General features: G+C 44.6%; 17 protein-coding genes. 7 read left to right on the plus strand and 10 right to left on the minus strand.

Features of this window, described 5'->3' with window-relative positions:
• Positions 1 to 106 precede the first annotated feature (106 nt).
• The 5 genes from H735_RS05595 to hppD form a co-directional block, all read right to left on the minus strand.
• Positions 107 to 769 carry a DUF2726 domain-containing protein gene (locus H735_RS05595; RefSeq protein WP_020197766.1) on the minus strand — a complete coding sequence of 221 codons (663 nt, stop codon included), beginning with the start codon at positions 767 to 769 and terminating at the stop codon, positions 107 to 109.
• A gap of 197 nt (positions 770 to 966) precedes the next feature.
• Complete coding sequence (gene maiA, locus H735_RS05600) at positions 967 to 1,635, minus strand: maleylacetoacetate isomerase (protein WP_020197767.1); 669 nt, start codon at positions 1,633 to 1,635, stop codon at positions 967 to 969.
• Positions 1,636 to 1,655: 20 nt separating this feature from the next.
• On the minus strand, positions 1,656 to 2,693 hold the full coding sequence (locus H735_RS05605) for a fumarylacetoacetate hydrolase family protein (protein ID WP_020197768.1): 1,038 nt from the start codon (positions 2,691 to 2,693) through the stop codon (positions 1,656 to 1,658).
• Positions 2,694 to 2,702: 9 nt separating this feature from the next.
• Positions 2,703 to 3,833 (minus strand): homogentisate 1,2-dioxygenase, encoded by a 1,131-nt coding sequence (locus H735_RS05610; RefSeq protein ID WP_020197769.1) that lies wholly within the window; start codon positions 3,831 to 3,833, stop codon positions 2,703 to 2,705.
• A complete protein-coding gene (gene hppD, locus H735_RS05615) occupies positions 3,826 to 4,899 on the minus strand; it encodes a 4-hydroxyphenylpyruvate dioxygenase (RefSeq protein ID WP_005445472.1) in 1,074 nt (357 codons plus the stop codon). The genes H735_RS05610 and hppD overlap by 8 nt, the downstream gene beginning before the upstream one ends.
• A 391-nt stretch (positions 4,900 to 5,290) precedes the next feature.
• Here hppD and H735_RS05625 point away from each other — a divergent pair, with 391 nt between their 5' ends.
• From H735_RS05625 to H735_RS05635, 3 genes are all read left to right on the plus strand, one after another.
• Positions 5,291 to 5,755: a TetR family transcriptional regulator gene (locus H735_RS05625; RefSeq protein ID WP_020197771.1), complete on the plus strand. Its 465-nt coding sequence runs from the start codon at positions 5,291 to 5,293 to the stop codon at positions 5,753 to 5,755.
• A gap of 610 nt (positions 5,756 to 6,365) precedes the next feature.
• On the plus strand, positions 6,366 to 7,472 hold the full coding sequence (locus H735_RS05630) for a M20/M25/M40 family metallo-hydrolase (protein ID WP_005445476.1): 1,107 nt from the start codon (positions 6,366 to 6,368) through the stop codon (positions 7,470 to 7,472).
• 213 nt (positions 7,473 to 7,685) lie between these two features.
• A complete protein-coding gene (locus H735_RS05635) occupies positions 7,686 to 8,141 on the plus strand; it encodes a hypothetical protein (protein ID WP_020197772.1) in 456 nt (151 codons plus the stop codon).
• Positions 8,142 to 8,183: 42 nt separating this feature from the next.
• On the opposite strand, the gene H735_RS05640 is transcribed toward H735_RS05635, so the two are convergent.
• The 4 genes from H735_RS05640 to H735_RS05655 form a co-directional block, all read right to left on the minus strand.
• Positions 8,184 to 9,314: a GGDEF domain-containing protein gene (locus H735_RS05640; RefSeq protein WP_020197773.1), complete on the minus strand. Its 1,131-nt coding sequence runs from the start codon at positions 9,312 to 9,314 to the stop codon at positions 8,184 to 8,186.
• Between the two features lie 200 nt (positions 9,315 to 9,514).
• The gene (gene rlmF / locus H735_RS05645) at positions 9,515 to 10,681 is read right to left on the minus strand and encodes a 23S rRNA (adenine(1618)-N(6))-methyltransferase RlmF (RefSeq protein ID WP_020197774.1); all 1,167 of its coding nucleotides are present in this window, start codon (positions 10,679 to 10,681) and stop codon (positions 9,515 to 9,517) included.
• On the minus strand, positions 10,668 to 11,183 hold the full coding sequence (locus tag H735_RS05650; RefSeq protein ID WP_020197775.1) for a M48 metallopeptidase family protein: 516 nt from the start codon (positions 11,181 to 11,183) through the stop codon (positions 10,668 to 10,670). The genes rlmF and H735_RS05650 overlap by 14 nt, the downstream gene beginning before the upstream one ends.
• A gap of 196 nt (positions 11,184 to 11,379) precedes the next feature.
• Positions 11,380 to 11,850: a type II secretion system protein gene (locus H735_RS05655; protein WP_027726830.1), complete on the minus strand. Its 471-nt coding sequence runs from the start codon at positions 11,848 to 11,850 to the stop codon at positions 11,380 to 11,382.
• A 278-nt stretch (positions 11,851 to 12,128) separates the two neighbouring features.
• Between H735_RS05655 and H735_RS05660 the strand changes: the two genes are divergently transcribed.
• The 4 genes from H735_RS05660 to H735_RS05675 all read left to right on the plus strand — a co-directional run bounded on the left by H735_RS05660 (position 12,129) and on the right by H735_RS05675 (position 15,891).
• Positions 12,129 to 12,356: a glutaredoxin family protein gene (locus H735_RS05660; protein ID WP_005439862.1), complete on the plus strand. Its 228-nt coding sequence runs from the start codon at positions 12,129 to 12,131 to the stop codon at positions 12,354 to 12,356.
• A 284-nt stretch (positions 12,357 to 12,640) separates the two neighbouring features.
• Complete coding sequence (locus tag H735_RS05665; protein WP_020197777.1) at positions 12,641 to 13,747, plus strand: HlyD family secretion protein; 1,107 nt, start codon at positions 12,641 to 12,643, stop codon at positions 13,745 to 13,747.
• Positions 13,737 to 14,738: a DUF2955 domain-containing protein gene (locus H735_RS05670; RefSeq protein ID WP_020197778.1), complete on the plus strand. Its 1,002-nt coding sequence runs from the start codon at positions 13,737 to 13,739 to the stop codon at positions 14,736 to 14,738. The genes H735_RS05665 and H735_RS05670 overlap by 11 nt, the downstream gene beginning before the upstream one ends.
• Before the next feature lie 133 nt (positions 14,739 to 14,871).
• The gene (locus H735_RS05675) at positions 14,872 to 15,891 is read left to right on the plus strand and encodes an FUSC family protein (protein ID WP_020197779.1); all 1,020 of its coding nucleotides are present in this window, start codon (positions 14,872 to 14,874) and stop codon (positions 15,889 to 15,891) included.
• Positions 15,892 to 15,956: 65 nt separating this feature from the next.
• On the opposite strand, the gene H735_RS05680 is transcribed toward H735_RS05675, so the two are convergent.
• A complete protein-coding gene (locus H735_RS05680) occupies positions 15,957 to 16,826 on the minus strand; it encodes a LysR family transcriptional regulator (protein ID WP_020197780.1) in 870 nt (289 codons plus the stop codon).
• Between the last annotated feature and the right edge of the window lie 77 nt (positions 16,827 to 16,903).

Here is a 16,903-nt window from a genome sequence, read left to right on the forward strand (position 1 = left end):
CGGTTTACTTCGCTTCACTCTTATTAAGGCATTAAACCGCGCAAAAAAAGGCTTCAACCAATCCAGTTGAAGCCTTTCTCTATTTCATTATCTAGGAACGAATTGTTTATTCGTCTTCTGTATCAAACACCACGTTGTAGTTTTCTGTGTAGGTACAGTTTGGCTGACGGCTACAAGTGAAGAAGCGTCGACCTTTAAACTCACCTTGGCTTGCTGTTCTGATGATCATCGGACTGCCACACTTCTTACAAAAGCGGACTTCTTTATCCGGTTCAATCAGATCAATGTGTGCCGCCAATAGACGACGTAAGCGCCCTACTTGGTAGCTGTGTTTTACCGATGCGCCAATCAAAGGAAGGTTCGACGATTTACACACGTGCATCAGCAGCTTTTGGCGCTCGACTTTGCCTTTATGCAGCTGCTGACCGTTATCAAGCTCAATAATCACACGTGGTTCAAGCGTTCTAGGGTCGCAGATAACGTAATCAAAGTAGCTGCGTGAAATTCGGTTACTGGCAATAAAGAACTGCTTCTTGTTCTTAATCTCTTTTGGTGCGATCAACGTTGCCATGTTTACTTTGGCAAACACCACGGCATGATCGCCAACCGCCGCTCTTAACGCATTAAAAAACGCCCCTTCTTGCCCTTTTAATAAAGGACCTTTCGAACGATATGGGAAGTCTCGCGTGTCATCGTTTTTGATCACGTACTTTTGAATGATAAAGAAGAAAACAACAAGTAGAACAACAATGATAAAGATGTTGGTCATAGATAAAGTGCGCCCAAAACAACTAGTTGCTCAAAGCCTAAATGGAAATTTTAGCCAGAGCAACAAAACCGATAAATTTTGCGGGGTGATGATAACAGTAGCCAACGTTTTGAACACGATTTTTACGTCAAATTGAGAGAACAAAAACGGACTCCATCAAGAGCCCGTTTGTTAATCATTAAGATGAAGAGAGAGTTCTAGCTGTTCGCGTCAGGTTGGTTCTCTGGCATGGCATCAATAAACGCAGGCAGTTGATTACATGCTTCTACAATCGAGCTAATTACCGGATAAGGAGTCATATCCACCCCAAAACGTAACGCATTGTACACTTGAGGCACTAAGCAAATATCAACAACAGAGGGAGAGTCAGTCACACTGTAGATACAGTTTCCATGTTGTTGTCGATGCTGGTTTAGCTTCGCTTCTAACGCAGTAAAGCCTTGGTTAACCCAATGATGAATCCACTTGACTTTCGTCTCTTGGTCACACGACAGCTTCCCTTCTAGGTACTGCAATACGCGCAAATTATTGAGTGGATGGATCTCCATCGCGATATCCTGAGCCATGGCTAAAGCTTGGTAACGAAGTGGCGATTGCTCTGGAATCACTGGAACTTGTGGATATAGCTCATCGATATACTGAATGATGGCAAGAGATTGGTTGAGTTGAATATCACCATCCACCAGCACTGGCACAAGCTCAGAGGCGTTTAACTCATGGTACTCCGCGCCATGCTGCTCGCCTCCATTACGTACCAAGTGAACCGATTTGGACTCATAGTTCAGCTCTTTTAAGTTTAAACAAATGCGAACTCGATAAGCCGCAGAAGACCGCCAATAGCCATAGAGGGTGATGTTATCGCTCATACTTCCCTTGCCCCTCACTCTCAGTGTTTTAAGTATTGGCTGACTTGTTGATCAATCGCGCCAAAGATCGAGTTGCCATCTGCGTCAAACATCTCAAGTTTGATAGAGTCACCAAACGACATAAAACTTGTCGACGGTTTGCCATCACGAATGGTTTCAATCATGCGCACTTCTGCAATACACGAATAGCCTACGCCCCCCTCTTCGATAGAGGTACCGTGCTCTGTGTCCTGCTTGTTCGATACGGTGCCCGAACCAATAATTGCACCTGCAGAAAGTGGGCGGGTTTTGCTGGCATGGACAATCAAATCAGCGAAATCAAACGTCATATCTATGCCTGCATTTGGGCAGCCAAATGGTGCATTGTTGTAGGTTGAAACCAAAGGCAAATGAACTTTGTTTTCATACCATGCTTCACCCAGCTCATCTGGCGTTACTGCAACAGGAGAAAACGCCGATGACGGTTTTGATTGGAAGAAGCCGAAACCTTTCGCCAGCTCCGCCGGAATCAAACCACGCAACGATACATCGTTAACTAGCATGATAAGACGAATTGAATCTTGTGCTTCTGCAATGCTTGCTCCCATCGGCACGTCACCGGTGATCACGGCAACTTCACCTTCGAAGTCAATGCCCCACTCGTCGCTGGCAAATTCGATGTTGTCGCAAGGACCAATAAATGCGTCAGAACCACCTTGATACATCAAAGGATCGGTCCAGAAGCTTTCTGGCATTTCCGCACCACGCGCTTTACGCACTAGTTCGACGTGATTGACGTAAGCACTGCCATCCGCCCATTGATAGGCGCGAGGCAATGGTGATGCTACATAGTGGGATTCAAACCCTTCACTTCCTGAAACCGAACCATTGTTTAGCGCGATATAAAGCTCTTCCAGTTGTGGAGCGACTTTGTCCCAGTTATCCAATGCCACTTGCATGGTTGGAGCGAGATGCATCGCGTGGAAAATTTCGGTTGCCGGAACACATTGTGTCAGGTCTTTGCTCACGACCATCAACAGACCATCGCGAGAGCCATTTTTCTTGGTTGCTAATTTCATCCTTGCCCCTTACTTCTCTTGCCAGCTATAGACGTATTCTTTGTTTTCAACCTTATCGAGCTCGTCAGAAAACTCGAGTGCGTGGCGCGTATCAATCATCACTGCCACTTCATCGGTAAACTTCTTCTTATATTCCTGACCCGCTTTGAACGCTTTCGGATGAGGGCCGTGAGTAAAGCCTGCTGGGTGGAAAGTCACCATACCAGCTTCTATGTTGTCGCGGCTGAAGAAATCCCCTGCGTGGTAGAACAAGACTTCGTCATAATCGTCATTGTTATGATAGAACGGCACCTTCAGAGCGCCAGGATCGCTCTCGATTGGACGAGGTACAAACGTACACACCACGAATCCAGCACCAACAAACGTGGTGTGGGCAGAAGGTGGTAAGTGATAACGGTGCGACATCAAAGGACGAATATCACGCCAGTTCACTTTCACCACGGCCAAATCACCGTGCCAACCAATCGCATCAAGCGGGTTGAATGGATAAGTAATCACGCTGACTTTGTCATGGCGCTTCACATGAACTTGAGTTTGATCTTCTGAGTATTGCGCACGGAACTCATCGTTAATGGAAGGCGTTTCCAAAACCGCTGGGTCGAAGACAGCATGATTACCCACCATGCCTTTTTCTGGCAAAGAATAAGCAGCATCGGTGTTTTCAATCATCAGAACAAACATTGGCTCAATTGGTTCTAATCGCCAACTGGTCGAGCGTGGGATCATCACGTAATCACCTTCGCTCACTTTGAGATGACCATAGTCGCAGTAAAGATCTGCCGTGCCGTGATGGATGAACAGCAGCTCATCGCCATCGGCGTTACGCACCAAGAAGTCCATCTTCTCATCCATACGCCATACACGGATCTTACAGTTGGCGTTGTGTAGAAGATGCGGCACTGCCCAAGGCGAAATCTGACTCGCCGTTTCGACTAGGTTGAAATCGAAAGCTCGCGGGCGTAAATCGCCTTCCCACTCCGACCAACCTGTCGGTGCGTGTTGATGATGAAAGTGTGCCGCAGGACCGAAGAACCCACTTCGACCTGCTTCACGTTCGTAAATTGCCTCTTCCGGGAAATCAGCATGTGCTTGCTTGGAGCACACTCCCTCCCGATGAGGGAATGTGATCCATTTATGCATCGCTTAGTACTCCTCGGCGGATTTGGTCTTCTTCAATCGATTCAAACAAGGCTTTGAAGTTACCTTCACCAAAGCCTTCGTTGCCTTTACGCTGGATGATCTCGAAGAACACAGGGCCAATTACGGTCTGGGTGAAGATTTGTAGCAAGATGCCGTCTTTGGTTGGCGCGCCATCAATAAGAACTTGTAGATCGCGCAGTTTGCTTACGTCTTCGCCATGCCCTTTCACACGCTCGTCGACTTTCTCGTAGTACGTGTCTGGCGTTGGCATAAAGTCCATGCCGCGATCACGCAGTGTTTGAACGGTTTGGTAGATGTCATCTGTGGTCATCGCGATGTGCTGAATACCTTCACCGTTGTATTCACGGATGAACTCTTCAATCTGGGATTTGTCGTCAGAAGACTCATTGATTGGAATGCGGATCTTGCCACACGGTGCGGTCATTGCGCGGCTAACAAGCCCTGTCAGCTTCCCTTCAATGTCGAAGTAGCGGATCTCGCGGAAGTTACCAATGCGCTCGTAGAATCCAGACCACACGTCCATGTTGCCTTGCTTCACGTTATGGGTCAGATGGTCGATTTCGTACATACCAACGTCCGCTTTCGCTAGGCGCTCGTCTGCATCGTCATAGAAACGGAAGTCAACATCGTAAATGCTCTGTTTGCCGTAACGATCCACGAAGTAAAGAAGACTCTCACCAATGCCGTAAATCGCCGGAATACTCAGCTCCATCGGACCTATTTCTGTTTTGTACTCTTCACCGCCGTTATCCAGCGCCTGCTTTAGTGCTACGTTCGCGTCTTTCACACGAAATGCCATGCCACAAACGGAAGGACCGTGAACTTTAGCAAAGCCTTCTGCCTGACTGTGCGGCTGAGCATTAACGATAAAGCTGATGTCACCTTGTCGGTACAGCCAAGCCTCTTTAGAACGGTGTTTTGCGATCTCTGCAAAACCCAACGAAACAAACAGCGCTTTCAGTTGTTCAATACCTTCGCTATCCGCCGCTGTGTATTCCACAAATTCGAATCCATCCGTGCCTAATGGGTTGTAGGTGTCCACCATGACTTTCTCCTTATGTCATTGTTGTGTTTGAACATACGTTCTCGTTCGATATTTCTAACTTGGCGCAGGAGGATAAAAATTGGAATACATGAGTGGAAATCTGGCTTTACGCAGTTTTAAACGGCAATTGTAAAATTTATGTTACACACAACTTTGTAATAGCAAACGTTTACGACAATTATACGGAAAGCGAGCTATATCAGTGCATTATCATATCCCGGATCAATTTACACACCGCAACTAGATGTAAACAACTTGTTACCATGGCGATTATTTTGGGCAGTAACGCGCATTTATCATTCAAACAAGGTCCCGTTAAGGATATTTATATGGAATGCAAGACGATAAGTGTTAGTATCGTTTTTTTAACCACAACATTGGCAAATTAGTTATGGCACGCCGAACTCACGAAGATACCCAAATTACGATCAACACCATTCTCGATGTCGCGACAGAGCAACTGATCACGCTTGGCTACGAGAAAATGTCTTACACAACGTTGAGCGAGCAATCGGGAATATCGAGGACGGGGATAAGCCACCACTTTGCAAAGAAAGCCGATATCCCTCGCGCTCTGCAAGGCAGACTGCTAAAAATGTTGATGGATAAGCTCGACCTGTCCGGTAGCGAAGAGGCATTTGTCAGTAGTTGGAAGCAACATTTCGGAGATCCTGAATTCATGGCGATCTGGCGCTTGTCATTCTTGATGACCGTTTGCGAGCACCACACTCCTTACCTCAAAGACTTTCAAAACCAAGTAGAGGCAGTGGCTTCTTACAAGTTGCACAAAGATAGCCAGCGTACGGTTGAGTGGTTGATTGGATTAACCCTGCTAAGCATTCATCGATACGAATAAAATCAAATCAATAGTGAAGCCGAGTACCCTACTCGGCTTTTTGCTTTCTTGGGGTTTTGAACACATAAAAACAAAAAGTAAGCAGCATTGAAACTAAAGCGACCGAACCCTTTTCAGAGTTCGGTCTATCCAGAAAGGCAGTGCGAGAGGACATGAATAAACAGAGATTGTATTAATCCACATTCGTGATATTGCTTCAATAAATAGAGGGTAAATTACAATCAGCTCTACACATATACTGCTAACTTTTCATCAATTACAAAAATAGCTCGACTCTGTACATAAATACTGAAGTACTTCAGTTAAAACAGAGACTTTCTCGACATATAGAGATTCGTAAAAAGCTCAAATCATTCTTCTACGTCCTATTCCCCCTAACACTGATTTCATACGTAGCTCTTACCCTCGTGCTTTCCTATCTGTTATTTACTTTCGTGACCGCCGCATCAGATCCGGTAATTCACAGGTCAGAATAATGTCAGGCAGAGGTGTTTTTTGATTCAAGACAGTTTTCACATGGATTAGCTGTGTAATAAGAGGTGTTCTGTTCCCTTTCGGGCTCGCACTCTATACCGCTGCGGTCTCGACCAAGAAAGAAAGAGACATCCAAATGACACAAATTAATCAAGAACGTCTAGTTGAACATTTCTGCCAACTGGTTCGCATCGACAGCGAATCTATGAATGAAAAACAAATTGCAGAAACTCTGGCTGAGCAACTAGGCGAACTAGGCTTTACGGTTCACAAACTACCAGTACCAGAACACATTTCTAACGGTTTCAACGTGTACGCACGTCTAGAAGGCAAGAAAGAAGGCTCTATCCTAATGAGCTGCCACATGGATACAGTAACGCCTGGTATCGGCATTGAGCCGATCATCGAAGATGGCATCATTCGCTCTAAAGGCAATACGATCCTTGGTGGTGACGACAAATCAGGCATCGCAGCGATCATGGAAGCGGTTCGCTGCATCCAAGCTGAAAACCTAGAGCACAAAACGTTAGAGCTTGCTTTCACTGTGCATGAAGAAGGCGGTCTGTTTGGCTCTGAGTACTTCGACATGACGCACGTAACGTCTAACGAAGCGATCGTACTGGATACAGGCGGTCCTATCGGCACTATCGTGACAGCAGCACCTGGTCAGCAAAAAATCGTTGCGACAATCAAAGGCCGCCCAGCACACGCAGGCCTAGCACCTGAAGAAGGCATCAGCGCAATCATGGTAGCGGCAGATGCAATCAACCAGATGAAGCTGCTTCGTATCGACGAAGAAACCACCGCAAACATCGGTATGGTAAACGGCGGTCAAGCGACAAACATCGTGATGCCGGAATTAAAAATTGTTGCTGAAGCACGCTCTCTAAACGGTGAGAAGCTAGAAGCGCAAGTGAACCACATGATCTCTACCTTCGAGTCAGTATGTGAAAAACACGGCGCAGAAGTTGAAATCGAATCAAGCCGCGCATACGACGCATTTGTTATCGAAGAAGACAATGCTCACGTATCAGCTATCAAAGCGGCATTTGCTGACATGGGCATCGATGCATTCACAAAAGGCACTGGTGGCGGTAGCGACGCAAACAACTTCAACAAGAAAGGTCTAACAACAGTAAACCTTTCTACTGGTATGGCGAAAGTACACACCACTGAAGAATTCATTGCCGTTGACGACATGGTGAAAATCACTGAGTTCGTTAAGCACTTCCTAGTGAAATAATCTAGAGAATAGAGCGCAGTTTACGCAGAATGTGAAACGCTAACACTGATCCCCTTCTTGCTTCGCGCATGAAGGGGATTTTTATTGGTGCAAGGTTAATATTTACGTTTAAACATCACATGAAGCGAAACGCTATAAACAACACTCAAATCTTTTGTATGAATCACTTAAAGAGATAGAATAGCCCACCCTTACCTTTTCGACACTAAACTCATGACCGACGCAGAAATCGAGTTACAGCACATCTGGTTAGAAGTCCAAGCTGAACGCTGGCAAAACCTATCACGTTTCTTTTTCAGCTTTTATTGCTATCGCCTCAATCTGGTTAGTAAAAGCAATAAAGTGTGTTGGGAAACGGCAAGAGCGGAATTACCTTGCTCACTTTCAATTCAAGAACGCAAGCACGCCGTTATTGAGCCACTTGTACCAGAGCAAACCATTGTTGGCTTATTAAAAACGAAGACTAAAGATGGAGAAATGTCATTTGATGCTATGACGCGCACACTTGATAAATTTTTACACTATGTGGTCATCAGTAAGAAAGAAAAAGCACAACTTCTATCGAATATGCCAGCAAGTTGGTATCAACAACATCACAAACCTATACTTGCTCGTTTCGAACAAGCAAATATTGTGATTGACGAGAAGCAGAACTCTATTAAAACGTGAGAAAATAGTAGGAATATTTTACTCATTTCACCACTGTTTAAATTAAATCGTTAATATAGACTCTGCGATGACGGTATTTCTGCCGCTCAGTTTAGCTTTATATAAGCATTGATCGACTTTATCCAAGAAATAGCGAATATCTGAGCATGTTTCTGCTCGCTGGCTAAATACACCAATAGAACTGGTTAATAAATGGGTGTGAGAATTATCTTCGCATAAGATTGAAAGTTTAGAGATGGACTCTCTCAGTGACTCTGCGCGTTCAACGCAATGTTCATGCTCTGAGTCGACAAGCACAATCAAAAACTCTTCCCCGCCCATTCGAAAAGCGATTTCGTCAACACCATTGAACTGAGAAGATAATAACGCTCCAACCTTGGTGATGGCTTCATCGCCCTTTAGGTGACCAAGCTCGTCATTAAGCTGCTTGAAGTAATCTAAATCAATAGAAATAAAGCTGACAGTTTGCTTTCCTGCCTGCGCTTTGGAAAGAATATCTGGCGTCATGATGTTGAAGTATCGACGGTTGTATAAACCCGATAACTCATCAGTTATCGCAAGTTCTTGCAGTTTTTTGTTGAGGCATCTCAACTCTTTTTCTGCCACAAAACGGCGATGTTTTTCTCTAACAAGCTCAATGGATTGAGTAGACACTTCAAAATACATTTTGAGAACAGTATCTGCGACTAAACCATTGATACCTTGCAGTGTATCTACCGCGTTCACTTTTGCCGTCTCTAAAGAATCGGTAGATTCCAACTCTTTCAACGCGACGCTCATTTTCTTGTCATCGCCGATGATATGGAATACGAGCCAACGAATTAAGAACTGCAGAATATGTTCGATAGATTCTTGCCAGTTGAGGGTTTTAGATTCAGATTGAATCTTGATTACTTCGTTGACAAACGACGCATGACTTTTCTTGTGATCATCATTCCAAACATCATCGAGAAAGTGTTCGTTCCAGATACTTTCTTCAAAAGAGAAGTGGTATTGAGCGTAGTCTTTTAATTCACTAAACACACCGTCAACTTCTATTTGATCATCATAAATCAACGTATTGGCTAATTTATTTACCAATAAAAACAGATGGTAATGTTGTTCATCGACCTTTTTAATCCCTGTCTCAAAATTGTGATTCCAAGGAAAAATGATCAGTTCATTATCAGACATAACTATTCATGTATTAACACTATTTCTTGTGGGGAATAGTACCCCATGTTATTTAAAGTTGATAGCCCTTATAATCAAATCTATTAATCAGAAGAATAGCCAAATTTGTTATAAATATTAAATTAATAAACTTATTGTTAAAAAATAGCACCAACAGAGTGGTGCTATTTTTATTGGTTGGAAAAGTATGCGGTGAATAATTACTTTAATTCAATCCACGCTTTACGCTGCGATTTGTCCATGTAGGACCAAGCGATAAAACGGCTGACTTTTTGTCCTTGGCTCATTTCCACGATTCGGATCGCTTTTACACCCAACTTTTCAAGTTGTTTACGCATCGGACGAACATTGTCTTTCTTTGAGATTAACGTGGTAAACCAAAGCACTTGTGCACTGAATGCTTGGCTTTCGTTCGCCATTTTACGGATGAATGCAGCTTCACCACCTTCACACCATAACTCAGCATTTTGGCCACCAAAGTTAAGCGCTGGTTTATTGGCTTTTACTTGCGGCGTTTTCGCTTGATTAGCTTGAACCTTCACGCCCTTCTTACGCTGATTCGCTTTTAAATTATCCAGCTTACGCTGACTGCCCATCGCGGCTTCTTCAGCAGAGCGATGGAATGGCGGGTTACAAGTCGTAATATCGTAGCGATCGTTTGGCTGGATAATACCGCGGTAAATATTGGACTCACTAGTTTGTTGTACGAGTTCGATCTTACCGTTTAACGAGGCATTACGTTCTGTGATTACTCGTGCTGATTTAATCGATTTTGGATCAACATCGCTACCGGTGTAATGCCATCCGTATTGAGTCACACCTACGATTGGGTAAATACAGTTTGCTCCAACACCGACATCAAGCGCTCGCACTTTATGGTGGGCATATTTGCCTTTTACTTCACCATCAAGCAACTCGGCTGCACGATGAACGTAATCCGCGCGCCCAGGAATTGGCGGGCACAAGTAAGTATCAGGGATATCCCAATATTCAATATCATAGTGCGCCGCCAGCAATGCTTTATTGAGCATCTTGACGGCTTTTGGATCGGAGAAGTTGATTGAGTCTTCCCCTTTCGGATTCTTTATCACAAATGATTTGAGCTGAGGCTCTGCTGTGATTAGTTTTTTGAAATCGTAACGACCTCGATGTGCATTCCGTTCATACAATCCACTTTTAGCAATTTTGATCACTTCCACATCGCTGCTTTTGTTGGCGGCGTTAGTTTTCAGACCTGAGCTTTTTGCAGCTTTTGCTGTCGGTTTATTTTTCACACGCTTTGGTTTGATCTTGGTGGCTTCTTTGCTCGGCTTAGACTTCGCCGATTTTGGCTGAGCTTGTTTCGCGTTGTGATTATTGGTCTTCATTCGAATTCGCTTTTAAATCGAGGTAAATCATAAACAGACGAGCATCAAATTCGAGTTGGTGATACTCAGGTTCCATATAACAGCACAGTTGGTAAAAGGCTTTGTCGTGGTTTTTCTCACGAGTATGTGCCAACTCATGCACCACCAGCATGCGTAATAACGCTTCAGGTGCATCTTTAAACACGTTCGCAATGCGAATCTCATTCTTAGACTTTAGCTTGCCACCATGGTTACGGCTGATCACGCTATGCAAACCAAGTGCATTATTGACGGCGTGAATTTTCTTATCGTATACCACTTTGCTAATTGGCGCGGCTTTCTTCATGTAGCGGTTTTTGATCGCTATTGCGTACTCGTAGAGTGCCTTTTCGCTTTTGATTTGGTGTCTATCTGGGTAGCGTTTTTCGAACCAAGGCATCAGTTTACCGCTGTCGATGAGTGAACTGACTTGCTCGACAATGTTCTGCGGATAACCTTGAATGTATCGAAGTGACGGATGCATGCGTATTAAGTCTGCTATGACAAAAGAAAGGCGCTAAATATACCTGAGATAAGCAAGAGTTTCATCTTAGGTTATAACCAATCTGATTGTTCACAGTACCTACGCAGCTTTTGCAGTCATATTGAGGAGAGTTCAAAAAGGAGTTACTTGCTGGATAGGAGCATCTCAAGCCCCTACCCAACCTAGAAGGTCGCTATTAGCTATCTACGCGGACATCCCCTGTACCAGATTTATATGTCACAGCGCCGTGTTGTAAATCTGCATAAGAGCAAGTGGCTTCATTACGATCAAAAGTCGTCTTTAATTCACCTTTTTTGGCATCAGCCCCTTTCGCTCTAATACCATTAACCGCGGTGTTCCAGATATCCATACATTGCTCGACATCTGTCGCTGTTGGGTATTCAAACAACTGAGTTTTGCCATCTTCTGTGGTAAAGAATGATAGTTCTGTACCGTCAACAACCAAGGTATCCGGTTCACCCTCAATTTTATGTTTGCCTGCAATAATTCCAATACTAGCAAGCAACGCACCTGCGTAACCTTCCAGAGTAGCATCTCGCGCATCATCTTGAAGGTTTAAAAATCTCGGAGCCGCGGTTACTGCCAAAATACCGAGCAGTACAATAACCACAACCATCTCAATTAAAGTGAAGCCTTTGTTTTTCATGTCTTTCTCCATTGTTGTATCGGCTTCCTGCCTATCTAACTTTTCCTTTTTACTGATGTATAAATGAATATCGTTCTGTAATTATTTTTAGTGTACTCCATACCATTAAATTATACCAGCATTCATACCCTTATTTTTAAAACTCAATTTGATGGCGTTACTCACCTTACTTTGAAGGATGGATAGCAGGCTTTGTCGTTCGGTGTAGTTCACCAAGCTTTTCTTTCCCTTGAAACCTCGCTAAACTTCGCCTCCCGACGATAATGGAGAGAAATTGGATGAAACGTGTCGTTCTTTACGTCAAAGACAAATGCCCGCACTGCAAAGATGCTCAACGTTATCTTGATTCGAAAAATATTAACTACCGTCTGTGCAACGCTAAGATGCAACGCGGTCGCAAAGAGCTCGATGCTCTGGGTGCTCGTTCTGTGCCTGTACTGAAGATTGGTGATCGAGTCATGATTGGCTGGAACCCAAAGAACTTTGAAAAAATGTACAGTAACTAAGAGACGAACCAATCCAATTGCCCGGTTACTTAGTCCACACTGAAGAGCTTCTCCAAAGAGAGGCTCTTTTTATATCTGCCCCACCCTTATCTCGCCTGAGCATCTACGCTCCTCTGCTCAACCAAGCGATTATTCAAATTAGCAAATGTCGTGTAATGGCAATTTTTAGTTACTCACACACTGTATTTTCACACTCAAGCCAATCGGTCTCAGTTTAATTCGCGCCTTATGTTGCGTCATTCATAAACTCTGACCGTTCTTTTCTACCATCAGTGAGTGTGAATATGTCAGAGACAGCAGCAGAAAACCAAGTAAGCCAGACGCCGCAACCTGTTAATAAGGTCAAGCGCACAACCAATGCATTATTGGCACTCACTATGGTGTCCATTGGTACAGCGATTGTGGCAGATCGCATCATTCCGACGACCGATAATGTCCGCGTGGAAGGCAATGTCGTCTCATTGATCCCACAAGTTTCTGGCCAAGTAGACAGCGTCAGCATTAAGCCAAATACCCAAGTCAAAAAAGGCGATGTGCTACTGCAAATCAATACCACCGATCACCAGATTGCGGTCAAACAAGCAGAAGCAAAGCTCAAAATCGCAGGACAGAATGTTGGCTCGCAAATGGCAGGTGTGATGTCAGCACAAGCTCAATTGACCACCGCGCTCGTGGCACAAGAAAATGCTAAACGCCAAGGGCAGCGAGTTTTAGCCATGGCAGAAAAAGGCGTGGTTTCAAAATCAGATGCAGACACTACTCGCGCGGCCATTGCTCAAGCGAATGCCGATGTCGTTAACGCCAAAGCGAATCTAGAAAAAGCAAAAGCTCAGGTGGGAGCGGCAGGTGAAGAGAATGCTCAGATCCAATCGGCTTTACTGGAACTGCAACAAGCGCAACTGAACTTATCACGCACGACAATGCGAGCACCTTCTGATGGCGCTGTGACCAATTTTAATTTGTCGCAAGGCGCTTATGCCACGGCAGGTTCTCCCTTGATGACGTTTGTTGAAAGCGACGGCTTATGGCTTGAAGCGTTCTTCCGCGAAAACAGCATGGGCAATATTAACGCCGGAGATAAAGTTGAAATTGCGCTCGATTATGCTCCAGGGCAAACCTTCTTTGGCACAGTATCTTCTGTAGATTTAGGGGTTGCATGGGGCGCGAATAATCAGCCAGGCACCTTAGCCACCGTAAAAAATCAAAATGGTTGGCTTCGCGATACACAGCGTATGCCCGTGACCATTAAGCTCGATGATAAACATGCAGCTGACTTCATGCGCATCGGTGGACAAGCAGATGTGGTGATCTACACCGAGAGCAATGCTCTATTTAACTTTCTGGGCAAGATTTGGATCAACCTAGTGAGCGTGTTCTCTTATGTTAGATAGTCTGACCCAAGCACAAGAACGTCGAATACTGCGCTATGTTGTCACTGTAGGTTTGGCTACTTTTATCGCGTTATGGTTTAACTGGCCTTTGGCATTTTGTACGCCTCTTTTGACGGCAAAATTCATCGTCGATAAACCGCAATTTCATATTCTGCATGTCAAACAACTTGGCTATGCGTTGATCTCCACCGCGGTCATTGGCTTTTTGGTATCGAGCGGCTTGCCAGAGTACAAAATAGGTTTTTTGGCTGTACTTTCGTTGGGCATGTTGTGGAGCTATTACCTATTTACCGATCCAAAATGGGTAATGTTTGCCACTTTCTTAATGATTGCCCTGATTTTGATTCCATCGGTTACCATCATCGACAAGCAAGCCGCGTTAGACGTGGGCATCGGTTTTGCGTTTTCTGGTATCGTCGCCGTAGCGCTTTACGGGATGTCGCATGTTTACTTCCCAGAAGAGGATGCGACTGAATTTGCTGGCTTCCCCCCTTCCCCCATAAGCAAAGAAGTTCGTTGGAATGCTGCGATTCGAGCTTGGATGATGTCGTTTCCTTTAGTTTGCTTTTATTTCTATTTCCAACTGTCACAAATATTACTCACGGTTGCGTTTGTCATGCTGCTTTCTCTGATGGCAACCAGCGACAAAGCGGGCAAAACATCATTGTTTTTTGTTATCAGTAATGTGTTAGGAGGACTACTCGCTTTCGCCGCATTCGTTACCATTTCTCTGGTGCCAAATATGTACATCTACATGCTAGTGATGTTGGTGGTTATTACGTTACTTGGGACCAAGATTTACACCGAGCCCGCCAAAGCCCCAGTCTACGCCACTGCATTTACGGGCTTTATGGTGTTAATGGGTACCTCCATGAGCAGCGGTGCGCTAGACGATAAGTTTTACGTTCGGATATGGCAGTTAGTGTTGGTCGTTGCCTACATGGTATTTGTGACCTATTTCTTCGAATCTCGCGACAAGAAGACCGCGTAGTCGCATTAAGCTTGGGCACTTTATGTTGCTCAAGCTTTCATCACTATTGTCGCAAACTGGCAATGAATACTTCATCAAATTGGTAATCTCATACCTTTCATATTGTTATTCACTGAAGGATGGGAAATACGCCATGCTCGATTCACTCGCTCAAAAATTCATTCCACCAAAGCCCTACCTTGTGCTAGGCAACCGCATGTTTTTGCTTTCTATCGTGCTTCTTATCATCAGCGCGTATTTTTATGATGTCGGAGAAGCTTTTGTGGCGGTGGAAGTGGGAATCATCCACTACCTATACAATCTCAAATTCAGTACGACAAAAGACACCCTACTAGGTAGCCTCCATCCTTTGGTCATGACATTAGTTGCGGTACCACTTTCCATGGTACCTATCACTTATGCACCTTTTACTAGTGCGCTGTTTGCCTTCTTGCTCGTCATAACAGAGCGCGATAAACACCACCAAGGAGTACCAAAGTACATTCTGCCGCTGACGTTTATGTTGTTATCGATGATGATGCCGGTAGATATCCCAGCCACAGAACTTATGCTTCAACGTTCAGTATCGGTTGTGCTTGGCATCACTGTTGCGATCATTGCTAGTACGTTGGTTTGGACAAACGCCAACACCCAGAATGGCTCGATGAGCACCACACATAAAATTGGTCGTGCTGATCTCAAGTACTCCAGCCGCAAAGCGCTTGGGATTGGCTTGGTGCTGTCGCTAGGTATATGGGGTGGCACAGGAGCCGTTTTAGGTGCTTACCTATTTATGATGATCCACAGCCCGTTCAGCAAAGATTTAGCACCGAAAGCTTGGCAACGTTTGAACGGAACCTTGCTTGGCGCATTAGTTTATTTGCCTGTGGGATTGCTATTGGGCTCGTTCAACTCCGACATGGCAATGACAATAACCATGTGGGTTTTGGTCATCGCTTCGCTTTACGGCATCCTTGTGTATCTCGAACACAACTACACCATTGCCACGGCTTGTATCATGCTGCTTATTCTTACTGTATCGGTAGGTCCTTTTAATCCGGAAATGGCTGAGTTGATCTTTTCCCAGCGAGTATTATTCACCGTAATTGGCGGCGCTGCCATGGTGGCTCTTGGGGTATTGATACCACTTAATGAGAAAGAGATAACTGCATAAAAGGAAAAGCCTCCCAATTAAAGGGAGGCTTTCCATTGAACAGTTTGGTTTTAATTGGATGCAAATCAAACATACCGCTTCACAAAGTCAATAAAAGTACGGTCGGCGATGGATAGATAGCCTTGTTTTCGCCACGCAAGTGCAAGGTCGAGCTTAACGCTCGGTTCAAATGGAATACCCACTACACCTTGCTCATGTTGTGTCACCAATTCTAGGAGCGCAGTAATAGCAAATTCTTGTTTAACGATACTCAGAATGAGCGGCAGCAAGTTGGTTTCGAATGAGGACTTCATCGTAAAGCCATGCTCTTCGCTGACGTGGTCTAAGAATTCTCGGTGGAAGTAGCCATGTTGGAACATCACCAAATCATGCTCGAAAAACTGATCAAATGTGATGGCATCACGCTGAGCTAAGTCATGTTCCGGAGCCACGACGGCAACCATTTGGCTAGTAAACAAATGGTCAGTTTCTAAGTCGTCTGGTACATCGTCACAGCTGATCACGCCAATATCGAGCTGACCATTAAGTAACATTCGACGAATAGACTGAGTTCCCGCCTCCACCAGCGTCAGCTTTAAATCTGGATACTGGCTCTTAAACGCCATGACAATTCGAGGGAAAAAATAACTGCCCATCATTGAAGGCGTACCAAGGCGCACTTCCCCTTTGGCTAAACCTTTGAGTTCATCAATTGCTAACTGCGCATCGTGTAACTGCTGAATTACTCGCTTAGCGTGAACCAACAAGGTTTCCCCTTCTTTGGTTAAGCTGATTTTCTTTTCTTCTCGGCGAAACAGCGTCACGCCAAGAGACTGTTCGAACTTCTTAATTGAAATACTTAACGCTGGCTGAGCAATGTGCAAAGCCTTAGCTGCATGAGTAATGTTGCCGTGTTCCGCGACCGCCAAAAAGTGTTTAAGTTGTTTCGATTCCATTAGATCAAAAATATATACCAACCATATTTTTAATATATTTTTTCAATCCACAACTAACTGATAGATTGATCACAGTT

It is taken from the genome of Vibrio owensii CAIM 1854 = LMG 25443, from assembly GCF_000817815.1.
Taxonomy (GTDB): domain Bacteria; phylum Pseudomonadota; class Gammaproteobacteria; order Enterobacterales; family Vibrionaceae; genus Vibrio; species Vibrio owensii.